10 protein-coding genes are annotated in these 18,773 nt (G+C 37.7%); 9 read left to right on the plus strand and 1 reads right to left on the minus strand.

The annotated features are described in order from the left end of the window. The first annotated feature begins 16 nt into the window (after window positions 1–16). The 3 genes from DF947_RS01095 (at window position 17) to DF947_RS01105 (ending at window position 5,147) form a co-directional block, all read left to right on the plus strand. A complete protein-coding gene (locus DF947_RS01095; RefSeq protein ID WP_109927842.1) occupies window positions 17–1,102 on the plus strand; it encodes a Gfo/Idh/MocA family protein in 1,086 nt (361 codons plus the stop codon). Window positions 1,103–1,292: 190 nt separating this feature from the next. Continuing rightward, on the plus strand, window positions 1,293–2,882 hold the full coding sequence (locus DF947_RS01100) for a sodium:solute symporter family transporter (protein ID WP_109927843.1): 1,590 nt from the start codon (window positions 1,293–1,295) through the stop codon (window positions 2,880–2,882). A 60-nt stretch (window positions 2,883–2,942) separates the two neighbouring features. Beyond that, entirely contained in the window at window positions 2,943–5,147 is a 2,205-nt protein-coding gene (locus DF947_RS01105) for an alpha-L-rhamnosidase-related protein (RefSeq protein ID WP_109927844.1), read from the plus strand. A 105-nt stretch (window positions 5,148–5,252) separates the two neighbouring features. Here DF947_RS01105 and DF947_RS01110 read toward each other — a convergent pair whose 3' ends face one another. Beyond that, window positions 5,253–6,026: an IclR family transcriptional regulator gene (locus tag DF947_RS01110; protein WP_109927845.1), complete on the minus strand. Its 774-nt coding sequence runs from the start codon at window positions 6,024–6,026 to the stop codon at window positions 5,253–5,255. A 283-nt stretch (window positions 6,027–6,309) separates the two neighbouring features. Here DF947_RS01110 and DF947_RS01115 point away from each other — a divergent pair, with 283 nt between their 5' ends. From DF947_RS01115 to DF947_RS01140, 6 genes are all read left to right on the plus strand, one after another. Next, window positions 6,310–9,066 carry a family 78 glycoside hydrolase catalytic domain gene (locus DF947_RS01115; protein WP_109928477.1) on the plus strand — a complete coding sequence of 919 codons (2,757 nt, stop codon included), beginning with the start codon at window positions 6,310–6,312 and terminating at the stop codon, window positions 9,064–9,066. Further along, window positions 9,063–10,379 carry a glycoside hydrolase family protein gene (locus DF947_RS01120; protein WP_240615295.1) on the plus strand — a complete coding sequence of 439 codons (1,317 nt, stop codon included), beginning with the start codon at window positions 9,063–9,065 and terminating at the stop codon, window positions 10,377–10,379. The genes DF947_RS01115 and DF947_RS01120 overlap by 4 nt, the downstream gene beginning before the upstream one ends. Before the next feature lie 6 nt (window positions 10,380–10,385). Then, the gene (locus DF947_RS01125) at window positions 10,386–12,884 is read left to right on the plus strand and encodes a glycoside hydrolase family 2 TIM barrel-domain containing protein (RefSeq protein WP_109927846.1); all 2,499 of its coding nucleotides are present in this window, start codon (window positions 10,386–10,388) and stop codon (window positions 12,882–12,884) included. 26 nt (window positions 12,885–12,910) lie between these two features. Next, a complete protein-coding gene (locus tag DF947_RS01130; RefSeq protein WP_240615296.1) occupies window positions 12,911–16,375 on the plus strand; it encodes a glycoside hydrolase family 2 TIM barrel-domain containing protein in 3,465 nt (1,154 codons plus the stop codon). An 83-nt stretch (window positions 16,376–16,458) separates the two neighbouring features. Then, window positions 16,459–17,619 (plus strand): ABC transporter substrate-binding protein, encoded by a 1,161-nt coding sequence (locus DF947_RS01135; protein ID WP_109928480.1) that lies wholly within the window; start codon window positions 16,459–16,461, stop codon window positions 17,617–17,619. Further along, the gene (locus tag DF947_RS01140; RefSeq protein WP_109927847.1) at window positions 17,616–18,767 is read left to right on the plus strand and encodes a CaiB/BaiF CoA transferase family protein; all 1,152 of its coding nucleotides are present in this window, start codon (window positions 17,616–17,618) and stop codon (window positions 18,765–18,767) included. The genes DF947_RS01135 and DF947_RS01140 overlap by 4 nt, the downstream gene beginning before the upstream one ends. Window positions 18,768–18,773 lie beyond the last annotated feature (6 nt).

Below are 18,773 nucleotides of genomic sequence, written 5' to 3' on the forward strand. Positions count from 1 at the left end.
ATAGAAAAATAAAATCATGTTAAGATTAGGAATCCTAGGTTTAGGAGAGGGCAGAAGTACAATTTCTGCATCATTGGCGAGCAAAAAATTTAAGCTCATTCAAATTTGCGATGCCAACAAAAAGCTTTGCGAAGAACGTGCTTTGGAATTCGATTTCCAAAACTGGACGACCAATTACGAGGATATGTTAACCAGTGATAAAATCGATATGATTGCGATTTATACGCCCGACCATTTGCATTTTGAGCACATTAAACTGGCACTCGAACATGGAAAACATGTGGTTTGTACAAAACCTTTTATTGATGATTTATCGCAAGCCAACGAGCTTCTGGAGCTGGCTAAAAAATCCAGAAAGAAGATTTTTGTTGGTCAAAGTTCTCGCTTTTTTGAGCCTGCAATGCGCCAAAAAAAGGATTTTGATAAAGGTTTGATAGGTGAGTTAATTACCATCGAAAGTCATTACCATGCAGACCATCGTTGGTTTTTGGAAAAAGGCTGGTCGCTAAAACAATCTTTTAAATGGCTATACGGCGGTTTAAGTCACCCTGTTGATTTTATTCGTTGGTATATGCCCGATATTGAAGAAGTGATGGGTTACGGAATGTTGAGTAGCAATGGTTTAAAAGCCGGAATAAAAAACGTAGATACCATGCACTTTATTTTTAAAGCAAAAGATGGCCGAATTGCTAGGGTAAGTGGCGCTTACACCGGTCCAACGCAACCTGCAAGTCGAGATAGTGGCATGAGTTGCATTCTACGTGGAACGGAAGGCGCAAGTCAGGCCGATTACCATGAATTACGCTATTCAGTTACGACTAAAACAGGCGAAGAAAAAATTATTACCTGGGGCGATGCTACTTTGAAACACTATTTCCGTTTTGAAGGCCAAAGCCACCACGCCGGTGAGTATCAAAATTATCTTGATTATTTTGCAGACAGCATCAACAACAAATTTACCGCTTACCCTGATTTAAAAGAGGGAATTGGAACTGTTGCGCTTTTGCAGGCTATGGATAAATCAATGGAAATCGGATTGCCGGTAAAAATAGATGATATTTTGAAAGAGAACAATATAACAAGAGAATCGATAGGAATGTAATTTGTTGCCACGCAAACATACAACAGTCGTCATTGCGAGGTACGAAGCAATCCTAAAGCGGTCGATATTTTACTCATAGTAGTAGGATTGCTTCGTGCCTCGCAATGACGAAAGCCTAACTAAAAAAATAGCTCCATGAATTTTGTGATTCCTTGGCAAAAAAACCAAAAATAACTAACCAAATAAATCAATGGGAAACATTGTAGAACGATTAACCAGCTTAGACTACCTCATCGTAGTTGTTTACCTCATAGTTTTGATAATTATCGGGTATCGAGCAAGTTTTTCAAAAAAGAAAAGCGAAGATGAAACCTTGTTTCTCGCAAATAAATCACTAAACTGGTCGAGCATTGGCTTCAACATGTGGGGCACCAATGTCGGTCCGTCTATGTTGCTGGCTTTTGCCAGTATTGGTTATAGCACCGGCATTGTTGCAGTAAATTTCGATTGGTATGCATTTATCTTTTTGTTCTTACTTGCCATTGTTTTTGCCCCAAAATACCTCGCCGCTAAAGTAAGTACCATGCCCGAGTTTATGGGTAATCGCTATGGAGACTCTACTCAAAACATACTTGCCTGGTATGCTTTAGTGAAAATTTTAATCTCCTGGTTATCTCTAGGTTTATTTGCCGGAGGCTTTTTAGTCCGACAGATTTTAGGAATCCCGATGTGGCAATCGGTAACGGTTTTAGTAGCTTTCGCAGGCTTATTTACATTTTTTGGTGGTTTAAAAGCAATTGCAAAAGTGAATGTTTTCCAAATGATTTTGCTGATTGCTGTCTCGCTTTCTTTAATGCTTTTAGGTTTAAATAAAGTTGGAGGAATTTTAGCTTTGTACGCCAAAACCCCGCATCGTTTCTGGAATTTAATTCAACCGGCTAGCGACCCGAAATACCCGTGGTATGCAATTTTGTTAGGTTACCCGGTCGCCGCAGTTGCATTTTTCTGTACCGACCAATCTATGGTTCAGTCTGTTTTAGGTGCTAAAAATTTAAAGCAAGGACAGTTGGGTGTTAGTTTTATTGGCTGGTTAAAAATACTTTCCCTGCCATTATTTATCGGAACAGGAATTATATGTTATGTTCTCTTTCCAAACCTGAAAGACCCAAACGAGGCCTATATGACAATGGTTACAAATCTATTTCCTCCAGGTATGAATGGCTTAGTTATCGTCGTATTAATTGCCGTTTTAGTAGGGACAATTGGTTCATCATTAAATTCGTTAAGCACGGTTTTCACCATGGATATTTATGTTAAGAAAATCAATCCCGAGGCAAGCAACAAACAAATAATCCGAATAGGTAGATGGACAGTTGTAGCAGGTTGCATCATTGCTGTTATAGTGGTTTTAGCTATCGATAGCATCAAAGGTTTAAATCTGTTCGATGTATTTCAATCTGTTTTAGGTTTTATTGCGCCACCTCTTTCTGTTGTATTTCTGCTAACCGTTTTCTGGAAAAGAACCACCAGAAAAGCAGTTAATTTTACATTGTCAATTGGTTCTATCATGAGTTTAGGAACTGGCGTAACCTATCTTTGGATTCTTCCGCCAAGTGAATATACCTTTTGGCCTCATTACCTATTGCTTTCCTTTTTCATTTTTGCTGGGCTATTGATTATCGCGATTTTGATTTCCTTAATGGATAGGTCGCCGAGTATTTATACAATTAACGAGGAACACCAATCGAATATTGAGAAACCTCATAAGGCTGTTTGGATTTCGTGGATAGCACTTGCAGTTGTTATGGTTGCACTTTATATTTTCTTCAACGGACATTAAAATTTACGTCATTGCGAGGTACGAAGCAATCTCTTTTCGCAGTACTTTTAATTAGATATTATGAAAAACTTAAAAAAAATACTTTTATTATCGATTTTGGCTTGTTTAGCACTTCCAACTTTCGCTCAGAAAGCTTCATGGATTTGGTATCCGGGCGATTTCGATATTTACATGAGTAATGTAATGCAAAACCGAAGAACAGAACGTGGCTCTTTTTTTCCTGTATTCTGGAAAATGGATAGCCACTATGTTTTGGTCGATTTTCATAAGGAATTTAATTTATCTCAACCTGAAGAAGTTAAGCTTTTTGTAGAGGGAACTTATAATGTTAAAATTAATGGTCAGGCAATTTCAGGTTTTCCAAAAACCATTCAAATTCCTGCGGGAAAGCATAAACTAAGTTTAAAAGTCTACAATCAGGCACATGTTCCGGCAGTTTTTGTTCAAGGGAAAACTGTTATTTCTGATGAAACCTGGCTCACGACTTTTGAAGATAAGGAATGGATTGATGCCAGCGGAAAAACCTCCGATAAATCGGGGACAACATTCGTTTCAGCGGGTTCGTGGAATTTAAGTGACCCGACAAAACTACCATCACAATATAAGTTACCAACCGTTGCACAATCAGCAGTAAAAACGGAAAAAGCCGGCACTGGTTATGTCGCCGATTTCGGTAAGGAAACTTTTGGTTTTATAAAAGTTCATGGTTTAAAAGGCAAAGGGCGATTAAGTCTTTATTACGGAGAATCGAAAGAAGAGGCTTTATCGACCGATAAATGCGAAACTTTAGATTATCTGGACCTTGATATAGCGCAGAAAAAAGATTCGGTAATGCCACTTTCCAAGGCGTTTCGATATGTAAATTTTCAACCTGAAAATGGTGTTTCTGCCGATTCGATTTCCATGCTTTATGAATACTCACCAGTAACAGAACGTGGAAGTTTTAAATCATCAGATGCTGAACTCAATAAAATCTACGATGTGGCGAAATACACTTTTCACTTAAATACCCGCGAGTTTTTTATCGATGGCATAAAACGCGACCGTTGGGTTTGGAGTGGTGATGCTTATCAAAGTTATTTGATGAATTATTATTCGTTTTTTGATGCACCAACTGTGAAGAGAACTTTGTTGGCACAACGTGGTAAAGACCCTGTTACCGCTCACATCAATACCATTATGGATTATTCATTTTATTGGTTTCTAGGAATTTACGATTACTACAAATTTACAGGCGACCAGAAATTTGTGCAAGATGTTTATCCTAGAATGCAATCATTAATGACTTATATTGATGGCAGAAAAAACAAAAATGGCTTGTTGGAATGGATGCCGGGCGATTGGATTTTTATCGATTGGGCAGATAAGTTAAGCAAAGACGGAGAAGTAAGTTTCGAGCAGTTATTGTATGCCAGAAGTTTAGAAACCATGGCTTTGTGCGCTAAACTTGCTAACGATGCTGATGGGGCTGACAAATATGATAAACAAGCAAAAGCGCTAAAAGCGAAGATTTTTGAATTGTACTGGAATCAAAATAAAAGCGCCTTGGTACACAGTAGAATTGATGATAAGCAGACAGATAACGTAACGCGTTATGCAAACATGTTCGGTATTTTCTTTGATTATTTCACGCCCGAACAAAAGTTGGCAGTAAAAAAGAATGTGCTTTTAAACAACGATGTCGCTAAAATTACAACGCCATACATGCGTTTTTACGAATTGGAGGCATTATGTGCCATGGGCGAACAATCTTATGTTTTAAAGGAAATGAAAAATTACTGGGGCGGAATGTTAAAACTCGGCGCTACATCTTTTTGGGAAGAATACAATCCTGACAAAAAAGGAACAGAACATTTGGCCATGTATGGTCGCCCGTTCGGGAAAAGCCTTTGCCATGCCTGGGGCGCCAGTCCGATTTATTTATTGGGCAAATATTATTTAGGTGTAGAGCCAACTGCGCCTGGTTACGAAACCTATACCATTACACCAAATTTAGGTGGTTTAGAATGGATGGAAGGTAAGGTACCTACTGCCAACGGCGATATCTCTGTTTATTGCAGTAAAAAGGAGATTAAGGTTTCTTCTGCAACCGGAACAGGCAAACTAAAAATAACGAGCAAAACCAAACCTGTGGTTAAAGGCTCAGAAGTTAAAGAAGTTTCTAAAGGTGTTTATGAAGTGACGATAGAGAAAGGCAAACAATATAGCATAAAGTACAACCCCCCCAGCCCCCTAAAGGGGGAGCTGAAAAGCAATACGGAATAGCAATTGTATTAAATATTTGAATCTTAAATGAACGATAGAATTAAGTTCCCCTTTAGCAGGCGTAGGGTTTAGAAGGTCAAAAGCCCCCTTTAGGGGGTTGGGGGTTTAAACCCCAATTCTCTGTTCTATTTTTTTAACACATTTATTGGCTTCAGCCAAAATCACATCATTTTCCATAGGTTTATTCGCATTTAAAGCGCTCAACATCGAAATGGTTAAACAAGCTATAATTCCATTATTGCTATCGATGCCGATTGGTACAGATATATCCGTAACTCCAGAAACTGAATCGCTATTTTTTAAATAAGCACCAGTTTGTTGAATGTTAATTAACGAACTCAAAAACTCATCTTGCTGTGGTTTAGAATATTTTTTGAAAATCGCATTGCCTCTTAATGTTGCGGTTCTTTCGCTTTCTGGCATATAGGCAAGCAAAACTTTGCCCGATGCAGTTAATGGAAGTGGAAACAGATTTCCTTCTTCAATAGAAAGCGCAATTGGACCGGGGCTTTTGGCATGAATAATTACCATAACCTGGTTCATATACAAAATACTAAGGTGGCACGATTGTCGAATTGTATTTGCCAGCTCCTCTAAAGGAAATTGTGCCGCTTTACGCAACTCATCAATAGGAGAGTGCCTGTGCGAAAGATAAAAGAGCTTAAGTGATAGCCTATATTTTCCAGAAACTTCGTCTCTTAAAATGTATCCACGGCTTTCTAAGCTCATTAACATCCTGTAAATTTCGTTCGGACTTTTATCAATTCCGATGGCAATTTCAGTTTGAGAAAGGGGAATAGATTGTGCAGATAAATATTCTAATATATCTAAACCTTTATCTAAAGCAGGGGCCTGATACTTTAATTCTTTTTCTTTCATTTGGTTAGTTGGGCTGTATCCTTTTTTTTACAAATTCAAACATACAAAATGCTTTCCTATTTACGATTTGGAAGCAGTTGTAAATATTTATACAATATTATAGTTTTCATATTTAAAAAAAACATTTATATTTGAATTAGTGCTTTTTTGCTTTATCTTGGCTTTGCTAAGAAAGCTTAATTTAGAAATAAAATACATTTGTTTCTAATTTTAGTGCTGATAACCAAGTATAAATTTAACCTAATCGCAAAGCGGTCGCAATTAGCCCTAGGCTATGTATAAAATGAGCAAACTTGTAATCTTCTTTTGGCTTTTCCTTTTGAGCATTCCTGTTTCTGCGCAACAGTTAAAAATTGTGGATTTGACATGCGATTACAGAACAAATCCGTTAGGAATAGATAATGTTTCTCCAAGATTATGCTGGAAACTTCGATCAAACCAGAAAAATGTTGTTCAAATTGCCTATCGAATTTTAGTTTCAGACCATATAGAAAGCCTTAAAAAGGGTTTGGGCAATGTTTGGGATTCTAAAAAAATAAAATCAGATCAATCTATACAGATTAAATATTCAGGGTTAAAATTATCATCAGCTCAAAAATATTACTGGAGAGTAGAAATCTGGAATAATTATGGTCTGGTTGAAAAAAGCGAAATCGCATCCTGGCAAATGGGTTTGCTTAACGAAGCGGCATGGAAGGGCGCAAAATGGATTGCTTATGATAAAATTGCCGATTCGAATATAAACGTACTTCCAATTGATGGCAAAAAGGATAATTATAAGGGCAATAACATTTTGCCAATTTTGCGCAAAAGCTTTAGGGTTACAAAGCAGGTTAAATCTGCTACAATGTACATTTCTGGCTTAGGCCAATTTGAGCTAAGCTTTAACGGACAAAAAGTTGGTGACCATTTTTTAGATCCAGGATGGACAAAATACGATAAAGAAGCTTTATATGTTGCGTTCGATTTAACCAGCAAAGTAAAAATTGGCGAAAATGCCATTGGCGTAATGCTAGGAAACGGATTTTACAATATCCCTCCAATAAGTGGAAGATATAGAAAATTAAAAACAGCTTTTGGCTATCCAAAAATGATCTGCCGTTTGGCTATTGAATATTCAGATGGAACTTCCTCAAACATCATTAGTAATCCGAGTTGGAAAACAGCGCCATCGCCAATTACATTCTCAAGTATTTATGGTGGTGAAGATTATAATGCCAAGCTGGAGCAAAATGGTTGGAATTTAGCTGGTTTTGAGGATAAAAAATGGAAAAGTGCCATTATTGTAAATGGGCCAAAGTTAAACGCCCAACAAGCTGAGCCTGTTAAAATCTTCGATAATTTTTCGGCAAAATCGGTTCATAAAGTTAGCAATGGAGATTGGGTATATGATTTCGGACAGAATGCTTCAGCCCTTGTAGAATTAAAGATAAGGGGTAAACATGGTGACACCATCCGCATTACACCTGCCGAATTGCTTAAAGAAGATGGCAGTGTTACACAAAAAAATATAGGTGGCCCATCTTACTTCACTTATATTTTAAAAGGAGATGGCGTAGAAACTTGGCGTCCGCGGTTTATGTACACCGGCTTTAGGTATTTGCAGGTTAAGGGCGGTATCCCTTTGGGTAAAGAAAACCCATCAAATAATGCCCTTGTCGAAGATTTAAAAAGTCTGCACATTCGTAATGCAGCCAAACAAGCTGGTACTTTTTCGAGTTCAAATGAGCTTTTTAATAAAACTTTTGATTTGATCAATTGGGCTATTAAAAGCAATATGGTTAGTGTTTTTACCGATTGTCCGCACCGCGAAAAATTGGGCTGGTTGGAAGAGTTGCATTTAATGGGCAGTTCGGTTCGTTATAATTTTGATGTTGCACCATTGTTTAAAAAAGCTTTGGAGGATATGAAAAATTCGCAAACAGCTGAAGGTTTAATCCCTGAAATTGCTCCTGAATATGTGAAATTTGAATGGGGCGGTGATATGTTTCGCGACTCGCCAGAATGGGGCAGCAGCAGTATCTTAATGTCTTGGTATTTGTATCAATGGTATGGCGATAAAGAAGCGATGGCAACTTACTATCCGATGATGAAAGGCTACATTAATTATTTAAAGACCAAAGCAAAAAACAATATTCTATCTCAAGGTTTGGGAGATTGGTACGATTTAGGGCCGAATGCTCCTGGTGTTTCGCAGTTAACGCCAATGGGTGTTACATGTACTGCTATTTATTATTATGATTTGAAAATTCTGGAGAAGATCGCCACGCAATTGGGAAGAAAGGTCGATGCTTTGGCGTATTCCAAATTAGCGATAGAAGTACGTAAATCATTTAACGAAAAGTTTTTTAATCCGAAAACAAAGCAATACGCAACAGGTAGCCAAGCTGCCAACGCCATGGCTGTTTATATGGGTTTGGTAAGTGAGGGAGATAAAATGGCAGTAATTGATAATTTGGTTAAGGATATAAAAAATAAAAACAACAGTTTAACCGCTGGTGATATTGGCTATCGCTACGTACTCCGTGTTTTAGAAGATGCAGGTCAATCTGATGTGATTTTTGATATGAACAGCCGTTCTGATGTTCCTGGTTATGGCATGCAATTGGCCAAAGGTGCAACTGCATTAACGGAAAGTTGGGCAGCTTTGCCAACGGTTTCAAACAACCATTTTATGCTCGGCCATTTAATGGAATGGTTTTACAGTGGGGTTGGTGGAATTCAGCAGGAAGAAAATTCAGTAGCATTTAAAGAAATTATTATTAAGCCAGAAGTTGTTGGCGATTTAACTTCGGCAAATACAAGTTATAATTCTCCATATGGTGAAATTTCTACCAAATGGAAAAAAACAGCTGGTAATTTTGTGTTGGAAGCAAATGTTCCAGCCAATACAAAGGCTTCGGTTTATCTGCCAGGTTTTCCGAATGCAACAGTTAAGGAAGAAAATAATGCATCCTTTACAAATGCAGGATTGGAAAACGGAAAAACCAAAATTAAAATCGGTTCTGGTTACTACAAATTTAATGTTCAATATAAATGAAAAAGTTAATAAACTATTTAAAAGTGGCTTATTGGCTTTACGGATCTGTGGTACGTGAGCATACGAACCACGGCCGAGTTTTTTCGTTTCTATCCTCACAAACCAAACCATTTAGCAAATTTCCAATCTCAATGCCTTGGTTCGAGCCATCTCAAGCCAAAAGTTTATTAAATCCAATGTCTTGGTTCGTGTCTCCACAAAACAAAAAACGCTATAAATTTTTAAGCCTGTTCTTTTTCTTAATCTCTTGTTCAATATACTTAAAGGCTCAACAATCTAATGCGGTTTCGAAAACTGAAATGGAGCAGATTTATCAGGAAATAAAAACGCCGTTTAAATATGGATTGGTTATGGTTCCGAATGATATTGATCACAAAATGGATTGCCCCACCATTTTTAGGAAAGGCAAATTTTGGTACATGACCTATTTGATTTACAGCGGCAGAGGTTATGAAACCTGGTTAGCCAAAAGCAAAGATTTATTAAACTGGGAAAACCAAGGAAAGCTGATGTCGTTTGGCGATGCTGGAAACTGGGATGATAACCAAAAGGCAGGTTACAACGCATTGCAAAATATAGAATGGGGCGGGAGCTACAAGCTAGGCAAATTCGATGGTAAATATTGGATGTCGTATTTTGGTGGTAAAGAAAAAGGTTACGAAACCGAACCGCTTTCGATAGGGATGGCTTATGCCTTAAAAGATCCATCAACCGTGCAAGAATGGACAAGACTTCCAAAACCCGTTTTAACTTCTGCAGATGCAGATGTACGCTGGTGGGAAAATAGAAATAAGCTATTTAAAAGTACTGTAATAGAGGATAAGCAAAGGTTTACAGGACATCCGTTTGTAATGTATTACAATGCAGTAGGCGATTCTTTGGCGAACAATAAAAAAACGCGTTGGTACGAAAGGATCGGTATGGCGGTTTCTGATGATATGGTTCATTGGCAACGCTTTCAAAGAGATCCAGTAGTTCATCATCCTGTCGGGATTACCGGCGATGGGGTGATTCAAAAAATTGGGCGCAACTATGTGATGTTCTATTTCGGTGCTTTTTGGCAAGATAGAAAAGGTGCTTTTAATCGCTTTGCAGTTTCTAAAGATCTAATAAATTGGACGGATTGGACTGGTGATAATTTGATTGAATCATCCGAAAAATACGATGCGCTTTATGCGCATAAATCTTTCGTGTTAAAATATAAAGGTGTGGTTTATCACTTCTACTGTGCCGTTAATAAACAAGATCAGCGTGGAATTGCAGTAGCAACATCAAAAGATGTAGGGAAAAGTAAAATGGAATTTGTTAAGTAACTAGAAATGAAATTAAACCAAGCATCATACAAAATTTTCATTTTAACGCTTTTGACGTTTTTTGCATCTCGTCATTGCGAGGCACGAAGCAATCTCATTCGAAAAGACAGATTGCTTCAGGTCGCTCAAGGCCAGCTTCGCAATGACGACGCAAGGAGCAGAACCAACTTCAACAAAAACTGGAAATTCTTCTTGGGCGATGAACCTAAGGCAAAAAATGTGAATTTTAATGATGCCAAATGGCGTAAATTAACTTTACCCCATGATTGGAGTATTGAGGGGAGATTCGACGAAAAAAATCCAGCTAAACCTGAAGGTGGTGGTTTGCCAACCGGAATTGGATGGTATAGAAAAGAATTTATCGCCCCAGCTAATTTTAAAAACAGATTAATCAACATTGAGTTCGATGGTGTTTATAAAAACAGCGAAGTTTGGGTTAATGGGCAGTATTTAGGCAAGCGACCTTATGGTTATATTTCTTTTGCTTATGAGATCAGTAAATTTTTAAAAGAAGGTAAAAATATCATTGCGGTAAAGGTCGATAATTCTGCTCAACCCGATTCACGCTGGTATTCGGGATCAGGGATTTATAGAAATGTTTGGTTAACCTCAACAGCTAAAATTGCCATCGAGCATTGGGGTACAAATGTAGAATCGACCGTTGTAGACATAGAAAAAGCAACGGGCACTGCCATGTTATCAATCCATAATAGATTAAAAAATGCAAGTGGCCTTCCACAGGCTGTAAATATTGTAAATACAATTTTAGATCCTGAAGGAAAATTAGTTGTAAAAAAAGAGTCGCCACAAGTCAACATAGATACAATTGGTAGAAGCATACTTGCTGATGTCCATATCAGTAAAGCAATGCTTTGGTCGGTAGATGAGCCTAAGCAATATAAATTGATTACAGAAATTGTTCAAAACAAGGTTGTAATTGACAAAAAAGAAACGCTATTTGGAATTCGAGATGCCCGCTTCGATGCTAAATATGGTTTTTACTTAAATGATCAACACCTCAAAATTCAAGGGGTGTGCCTGCACCACGATTTAGGCGCCTTAGGTGCTGCAGTTAATGTTCGTGCTATGGAACGCCAGCTCGAAATTATGAAGGCAATGGGTGTTAATGCCATTCGTACGGCGCACAATCCGCCAGCACCAGAGTTTTTAGATTTATGCGATAAAATGGGTTTCTTGGTCATGGATGAGGCTTTTGATATGTGGGCGAAGAAGAAAACCAAAAACGATTATCACTTAAATTTCCCCGAATGGCATAAAAGAGATTTGGAAGATATGATTAAACGCGATCGCAATCATCCTTCCATTATTTTATGGAGTATAGGTAATGAAATCCGCGAGCAATTTGACAGTACTGGGATTGCGATTACTAAAGAATTGGTAGGCATTGTTAAAAATCTGGATAAAAGTCGTCCTGTAATTTCGGCTTTAACAGAAACAGATGCAAAGAAAAACTTTATTTATCAAGCTAACGCCTTAGATATTTACGGATTAAATTACAATCATAAACTCTATAAAGATTTCCCTAAGAACTATCCGGGTGTTAAATTTTTGGCAACGGAAACCACTTCAGCCTTAGAAACCAGGGGTTTTTATGATACAGCCGATAGCATCCGCCGTTGGCCACGTGATGGAAAAACAAAGTTTACCGAAGGCAACAAAGAATGGTCGGCATCTGCTTATGATAATGTTTCAGCTTATTGGGGTTCAACGCATGAAGAAACATTAAAAGAAGTTAAAAAATACAATTATGTTTCTGGAATTTTCGTTTGGACAGGTTTTGACTATTTGGGCGAACCTCTGCCTTACCCTTGGCCAGCACGAAGTTCCTATTTTGGTATTGTAGATTTAGCAGGTTTCCCTAAAGATTCCTATTACCTATATCAAAGCGAATGGACCAATAAACCTGTCTTACATCTTTTGCCACATTGGAATTGGACGAAAGGAAAATCAGTAGAAGTTTGGGCATATTATAACCATGCCGATGAAGTTGAGCTTTACTTAAACGGAAAATCACTCGGCAAAAAGAGCAAACAAGGGGATGATTTGCATGTACAATGGAATGTAAATTATGAATCTGGAACATTAAAAGCAGTTTCTCGAAAAAATGGGAAAGAGATTTTAATAAGTGAAGTAAAAACTGCAGGTGCGCCTGCTAAAATAGAATTGTTTGCCGATCGAAAAAACATCAAAGCTGATGGTACGGATTTATCCTATGTTACGGTTCGCGTCTTGGATAAGGATGGGAATTTAGTACCTAATGCTGATAATTTAGTCAATTTTAAAATTGAAGGGAATGGCGTTATTGCAGGCGTTGATAATGGTTTTCAAGCCAGTTTAGAACCTTTTAAAGCCAATTACCGAAAAGCTTTTCATGGACTTTGCCTGGCCATTCTGCAATCAACAGAAAAAGCAGGTACAGTAAAGTTAACGGCAACTTCAAATGGTTTAGTTACTTCATCGATAACAATTAATACTGGGAAATGATGAGGAATTTTAAGGGTTTAACCACAATGACACAAAGAACACAAAGCTTTTTTGAAGTCGCTCAAAAATCAGATTGCTTCAGCTCGCACAAATCCAGCTTTGCAATGACGTCCAGATTATCGTTATTGCGTTTTGGCATACCGTCATTGCGAGGAGGAACGACGAAGCAATCTTTTTCTGCAATAACATTACCTCTTTCTTTGTGGCTTTTGTGTCTTTGTGGTTTATTCTTATCCACAACAGCTTCAGCACAACTCGTTGATAAAACCCCAACAGCCATTCAAAAAGTGCCAGAAATTTACAACCGAGAACCTTGGGAAGATCCATTGGTGAATGGCATAAATCGCGATGCATCTCGTGCAACGTCATATTCTTTCACCAGCATAGCCGATGCTATGAAAGGTGACCGGACAAAATCAACAAGGATGATTTCACTTAACGGCGATTGGGATTTTTCATTTGCCATAAAACCAGCTGATGCACCTAAAGATTTCTACAAATCTCGCGTTAGCGGATGGAAAAAAATTGAAGTTCCATCAAACTGGGAAATGAAAGGTTACGATAAACCGATTTATAAAAGTGCAGTTTATCCTTTCCGCCCAGTAAATCCTCCAAACCCGCCAATGGATTACAATGGTGTTGGAAGTTATCAGCGAACTTTTACCATACCAGAAAACTGGAAAAACATGAACATTAGTCTACATTTTGGTGGCGTAAGTTCAGGCTATAAAGTTTGGTTAAATGGTAAATTTTTAGGCTACGCTGAAGATAGTTTCCTTTCATCAGAATTTAATGTTACGCCGTATTTACAAGCTGGCGAAAATATTTTGTCGGTTCAGGTAATGCGTTGGACGGATGGAAGTTTTCTAGAAGATCAGGATCACTGGCGTTTAAGCGGAATCCACAGAGAAGTGATGTTGCTTGCAGAACCAAAATTGCGCATTGCAGATTTCTTTGTACAAACCAAGTTAGATGCAGATTATAAAGATGCATTATTGAGCATTCGCCCGCGGATTGAAAATCTCACTGGAAAAGAAGTGAAAGGTTATAAAATCAAAGCTTCTTTATTTGATAAAGCCGGAAAAGATATTTTAGAAAAGCCATTAGAAAGAACTGCCGAAAGCATCATCAATGAAATTTACCCACGTTTGGATAATGTGAAGTTCGGTTTGTTGGAAGCAAAAATCAAAAATCCCGCTAAGTGGAGTGATGAACTTCCGAATCTATATACACTTACTTTATCATTAGAAGACAGCACCGGCAAAATTTTGGAAGTTAAAAGTTGTAAAGTTGGTTTCCGGAGCATCGAATTTTCCAAAACGAACGGAAAACTATTAATCAATGGGAAAGAAACTTATCTGTATGGAATCAATCGTCCAGATCATCATCCAACTAGAGGAAAAGCATTAAGCCGTGAAGATATTTTACAAGATGTTTTAACCATTAAACGGTTCAATTTCAACTGTATCCGTACAAGTCATTACCCAATGGATCCTTATTTATACGATTTGTGTGATGAATTTGGAATTTTAGTAATCGATGAAGCAAACTTAGAAACGCATGGTTTAGGTGGTAAATTAAGTAATGATCCAACTTGGACTTCAGCTTATTTAGAGCGCAGTAGTAGAATGGTGATGCGTGATAAAAACCACCCAAGCATTATCATCTGGAGTTTGGGCAATGAAAGTGGAAGAGGGCCTAATCACGCGGCCATGTCGGCTTGGATACATGATTTTGATATTACCCGTCCTGTTCATTACGAACCAGCAATGGGCAATCCACGGTTAGATGGCTATATGGACCCAAGCAATCCTGCTTATTTAAAACCTAACGACCATTCGCACCGTTTGCAAAACCCACAAGATGAACCCTATGTAGATATTGTGAGCCGGATGTACCCAAGCAACTACACGCCAAAAATGTTGGCTGAGCAAGATAATGGCGATCATCGACCGATATTCTTTGTAGAATATGCACATGCTATGGGTAATTCTGTTGGAAATATGAAAGATTTTTGGGATATTTTTCGTTCTACACCACGAATTATTGGTGGTGCAATTTGGGAATTTAAAGATCAGGGCATTTTAAAAACCGACAGCGTCGGTGTGCCTTTTTATGCTTATGGAGGAGATTTTGGCGAAAAATATTTCGATAATTTCACAATTAAAGGCGTAGTTAATTCTGATGGAAAACCAAAATCGGCGATGTATGAATGCAAACGTGTTTATCAAGGTGCTGAAACAGAGCTGGCTGATGCAAAAAAAGGCATTATTAAAATTATCAATCGATTTGCCGTTAAAAACCTAAACAGTTACGATGTTTATTTGGTTGTGCGAAAAGATGGAATAGAAATCAGCAAAAAATCCCTTCCAAAAATTAATCTTACTGCAGGAAAAGATACTTTATTTAATATTTCTGCTTACGTACCTAAAATGGAAAAAGGTGCTGAATACTTGGCCAATATTCATTTCGTTTTGCCAAATGATGAACTTTGGGCTTCAAAAGGTTTTGAAGTGGCATCCAATCAATTTGCATTAACAGGTTTGGTAAAGACTAAATCCATAGATAAAATTTCTCCGCCAAAATATACATCTACTTCAGATTTGGAAGTTTTCTCCGGACAAAATTTCGAAGTTAACATCAGCAAAAAAAATGGCGCATTAACATCTTACAAATGGAAAGGCGTAGAACAAGTTTTCGCTCCATTATTGCCACATTTTACCCGTCCGTTAACGGATAATGATAAAAGGGGCTGGAAATCAAACAAAAAGTTGAAGCAATGGTATCAGAACGATTTGAAGTTCATTGGTTCAACAATAGGCAAATTTGATGGAGCCTCCGGATCAGGGTTGATCATCACCAGCAATTACAGTTTAATTAATGATAGTGCAATGGTTAAAGTGAGTTATAGCTTATCCAACACAGGAACCATAAAGGTTGATTATGCTTTAACAGTTAAATCAGGCTTGCCAAACATCCCTAAAGTGGGTATGCAAATGGGAATTCTTCGTAATTACGATAATCTTACTTGGTATGGGAAAGGGCCTATGGAAAATTATATCGATAAAAATTACGGTTTCGATGTTGCCATTTATAACGAACCAATTAATGACTTTATGGAGAATTATGCTGTTCCGCAAGAAAATGGAAATCGTACCGATGTACGTTGGATGTATTTTTCAAATCCGGTAAAAAAACAAGGTCTCGTTTTCGTTGCAGATAGCTTATTAAGCATGAGCGCTTGGCCTTATACCGAAGAAAACATTCAATCTGCCAAGCACACGAATAAGCTTAAGGATGCTGGTTATTTAACGGTAAACGTAGATTTAATTCAGATGGGCGTTGGTGGAAATGATAGTTGGAGCGATGTTGCTGCACCCTTGCCACAGTACCAAATCCCGTCAAAAGATTATAAATACAGTTTTTATCTGTTGCCTTTAGGAGGAAAAAAACAAGACATAATAAATAAAATAAAAAGAGTGAAATTTTAGTGTTTTCATTCTCAGGAACAAACAATTCATTGCCGTTGACTTCAGTCAACGGAAAGAGATTGAAAAATAAAAGAGTAAATATAGTGAAGAAGACAATTAACTTAAAAGGAATAACTTGGAATCACAGTCGTGGGTTTTTGCCCATGGTAGCTACTGCGCAACGGTTTTCCGAACTTCATCCTCATGTACAAATTACGTGGGAAAAAAGAAGTTTACAGGCATTTGCAGATTTTTCGATTCAAGAGTTGGCAGAGCGATTTGATCTTTTGGTGATCGATCATCCTTGGGCAGGTTTTGCTTCAAAAACGAATTCAATAATTCCATTAGATAAATATTTACCAGTTGAATATTTAAAAGATCAAGAAGAAAACTCAGTCGGTGCATCTTACGAAAGCTATAATTTTAATAACCATCAATGGGCTTTACCAATAGATGCGGCAACACCTGTTGCATCCAGCCGACCAGATTTATTAGCTGAAAAAGGAATATCCTTACCAAAATCTTTTGAAGATTTACTGGCATTGGCAGATCGAGGTTTGGTGGCTTTTGCAGGTATCCCGATAGATGTTCTCATGAATTTTTATACACTATGCTGCTCGCTGGGTGAAGATCCTTGCCAAACTAATGATACAGTAATTTCCAATGAGATTGGAGTAAAGGCATTGCAGATGTATCGCAAATTGGCCACAAAGATGGATGAAGCGAATTTTAATAGAAATCCCATTCAGGTTTATGAAGCAATGACATTAACAGATGAAATTGCTTATTGTCCTTTTGCATACGGTTATTCAAATTATTCTAGAAACGGCTATTCTCGCAAGCCTTTACATTTTCATGATATGATTTCGTTGGATGGGAAAACAAATTTAAAGAGCACTTTAGGCGGAACCGGATTGGCCATTTCCTCTAAATGCGAAGCGCTGGAGACTGCAGTGGAATATGCAAAATATGTGGGTTCTGCGTCGTGTCAGCAAAGTTTATTCTTTGAAAGCGGAGGTCAGCCCGGGCATTTATCAGCATGGAAAAATGCTGAAGTAAACAGACAAAGTCAAAATTATTTCTTAAACACCTTACCTGCATTACAAAGGGCTTTTCTTCGTCCACGTTACCACGGAAGCATGTTTTTTCAAGATCATGCTGGTGATGTTGTAAGAAACTATTTGATGAATGGCGGTGATGAGACACAAGTTTTAACAGACTTAAATAAACTATTTCAAGAATCTAAAACACTAACCCTAGCATGAACAAACCATTAGAAGGCATCTTGGTTTTAGAGTTTTGCCAGTTTTTGGCGGGACCTTCTGCTGGATTAAAATTGGCAGATTTAGGTGCAAGAGTAATCAAAATCGAACGACCAAATGGAGGTGATGCTTGTAGGCAGTTATCCATTAAAAATCTTTTTGTTGGGGATGATAGTTTACTTTTTCATACCATTAACAGAAATAAAGATAGTTATGCGGCAGATTTAAAAAACCCTGAGGACTTGGCACAGTTAAAAAAGCTGATCTCTAAGGCAGATATCATGACACATAATTTTCGACCAGGCGTAATGGAAAAAATCGGGTTGGATTATGCAAATGTTCAACAGCTTAACAATAAAATTATTTACGGTATGGTTACGGGCTACGGCAGTGAAGGGCCATGGAAAAACAAACCAGGACAAGATTTATTGGTTCAGTCGGTTTCTGGCCTGGCTTATTTATCAGGTAGCGACATAGATGGCCCGGTTCCCTTTGGATTATCAGTTTCTGATATTATGTGCGGTAACCATTTAGCCCAAGGTTTAATGGCTGGATTAATCAAAAGAGCAAAAACCAATAAAAGCGTTTTGGTTGAAGTTAGTCTGCTTGAATCAATACTAGATGTACAGTTTGAAGTGCTTACAACACACTTAAATGATGGTGGAAAATTACCGGAACGCAGTTTGGTAAAAGGAAGTGCACATGCTTATTTAAGTGCGCCTTACGGAATGTACGAAACACTAAATGGTTATTTGGCAATGGCAATGGGCAATCTGGAAAATATCAGCGCCTTAATTAACTGCGATATTTCCGATTTGTATTTCCATCCAAATGATGCATTCGAAAACCGTGACCAGTTAATTTTAAGATTGGCCGAAACCTTTAAAACGCACGATACGCAATACTGGTTAAATCTTCTGGAAAGTAATGGAATCTGGTGTGCCGAAGTTTTGGATTATCAAAAAGCAACCACTTTAAACGCCTATAAAAGTTTGGATATAGAACAAAATCTCGATTTAGGTAAAGGAAAAAATATAAAAACAACGGTAAGTCCAATTAAGTTAGATGGTTCAAAGCTGAAATCAGCCAAACCAGCACCAAAATTGGGTTTTAACAACAGAGAGATTAATCAGGAGTTTGGAATAAACTAATACAAG

The sequence above is a fragment of the Pedobacter paludis genome (genome assembly GCF_003173575.1).
GTDB lineage: Bacteria > Bacteroidota > Bacteroidia > Sphingobacteriales > Sphingobacteriaceae > Pedobacter > Pedobacter paludis.

What these genes read in the sequence shown, in the direction of transcription:
- DF947_RS01095 (WP_109927842.1), top strand. Translation starts at nt 17, where the DNA reads ATGTTAAGATTAGGAATCCTAGGTTTAGGAGAGGGCAGAAGTACAATT.
- DF947_RS01100 (WP_109927843.1), top strand. Translation starts at nt 1,293, where the DNA reads ATGGGAAACATTGTAGAACGATTAACCAGCTTAGACTACCTCATCGTA.
- DF947_RS01105 (WP_109927844.1), top strand. Translation starts at nt 2,943, where the DNA reads ATGAAAAACTTAAAAAAAATACTTTTATTATCGATTTTGGCTTGTTTA.
- DF947_RS01110 (WP_109927845.1), bottom strand. Translation starts at nt 6,026, where the DNA reads ATGAAAGAAAAAGAATTAAAGTATCAGGCCCCTGCTTTAGATAAAGGT.
- DF947_RS01115 (WP_109928477.1), top strand. Translation starts at nt 6,310, where the DNA reads ATGAGCAAACTTGTAATCTTCTTTTGGCTTTTCCTTTTGAGCATTCCT.
- DF947_RS01120 (WP_240615295.1), top strand. Translation starts at nt 9,063, where the DNA reads ATGAAAAAGTTAATAAACTATTTAAAAGTGGCTTATTGGCTTTACGGA.
- DF947_RS01125 (WP_109927846.1), top strand. Translation starts at nt 10,386, where the DNA reads ATGAAATTAAACCAAGCATCATACAAAATTTTCATTTTAACGCTTTTG.
- DF947_RS01130 (WP_240615296.1), top strand. Translation starts at nt 12,911, where the DNA reads ATGACACAAAGAACACAAAGCTTTTTTGAAGTCGCTCAAAAATCAGAT.
- DF947_RS01140 (WP_109927847.1), top strand. Translation starts at nt 17,616, where the DNA reads ATGAACAAACCATTAGAAGGCATCTTGGTTTTAGAGTTTTGCCAGTTT.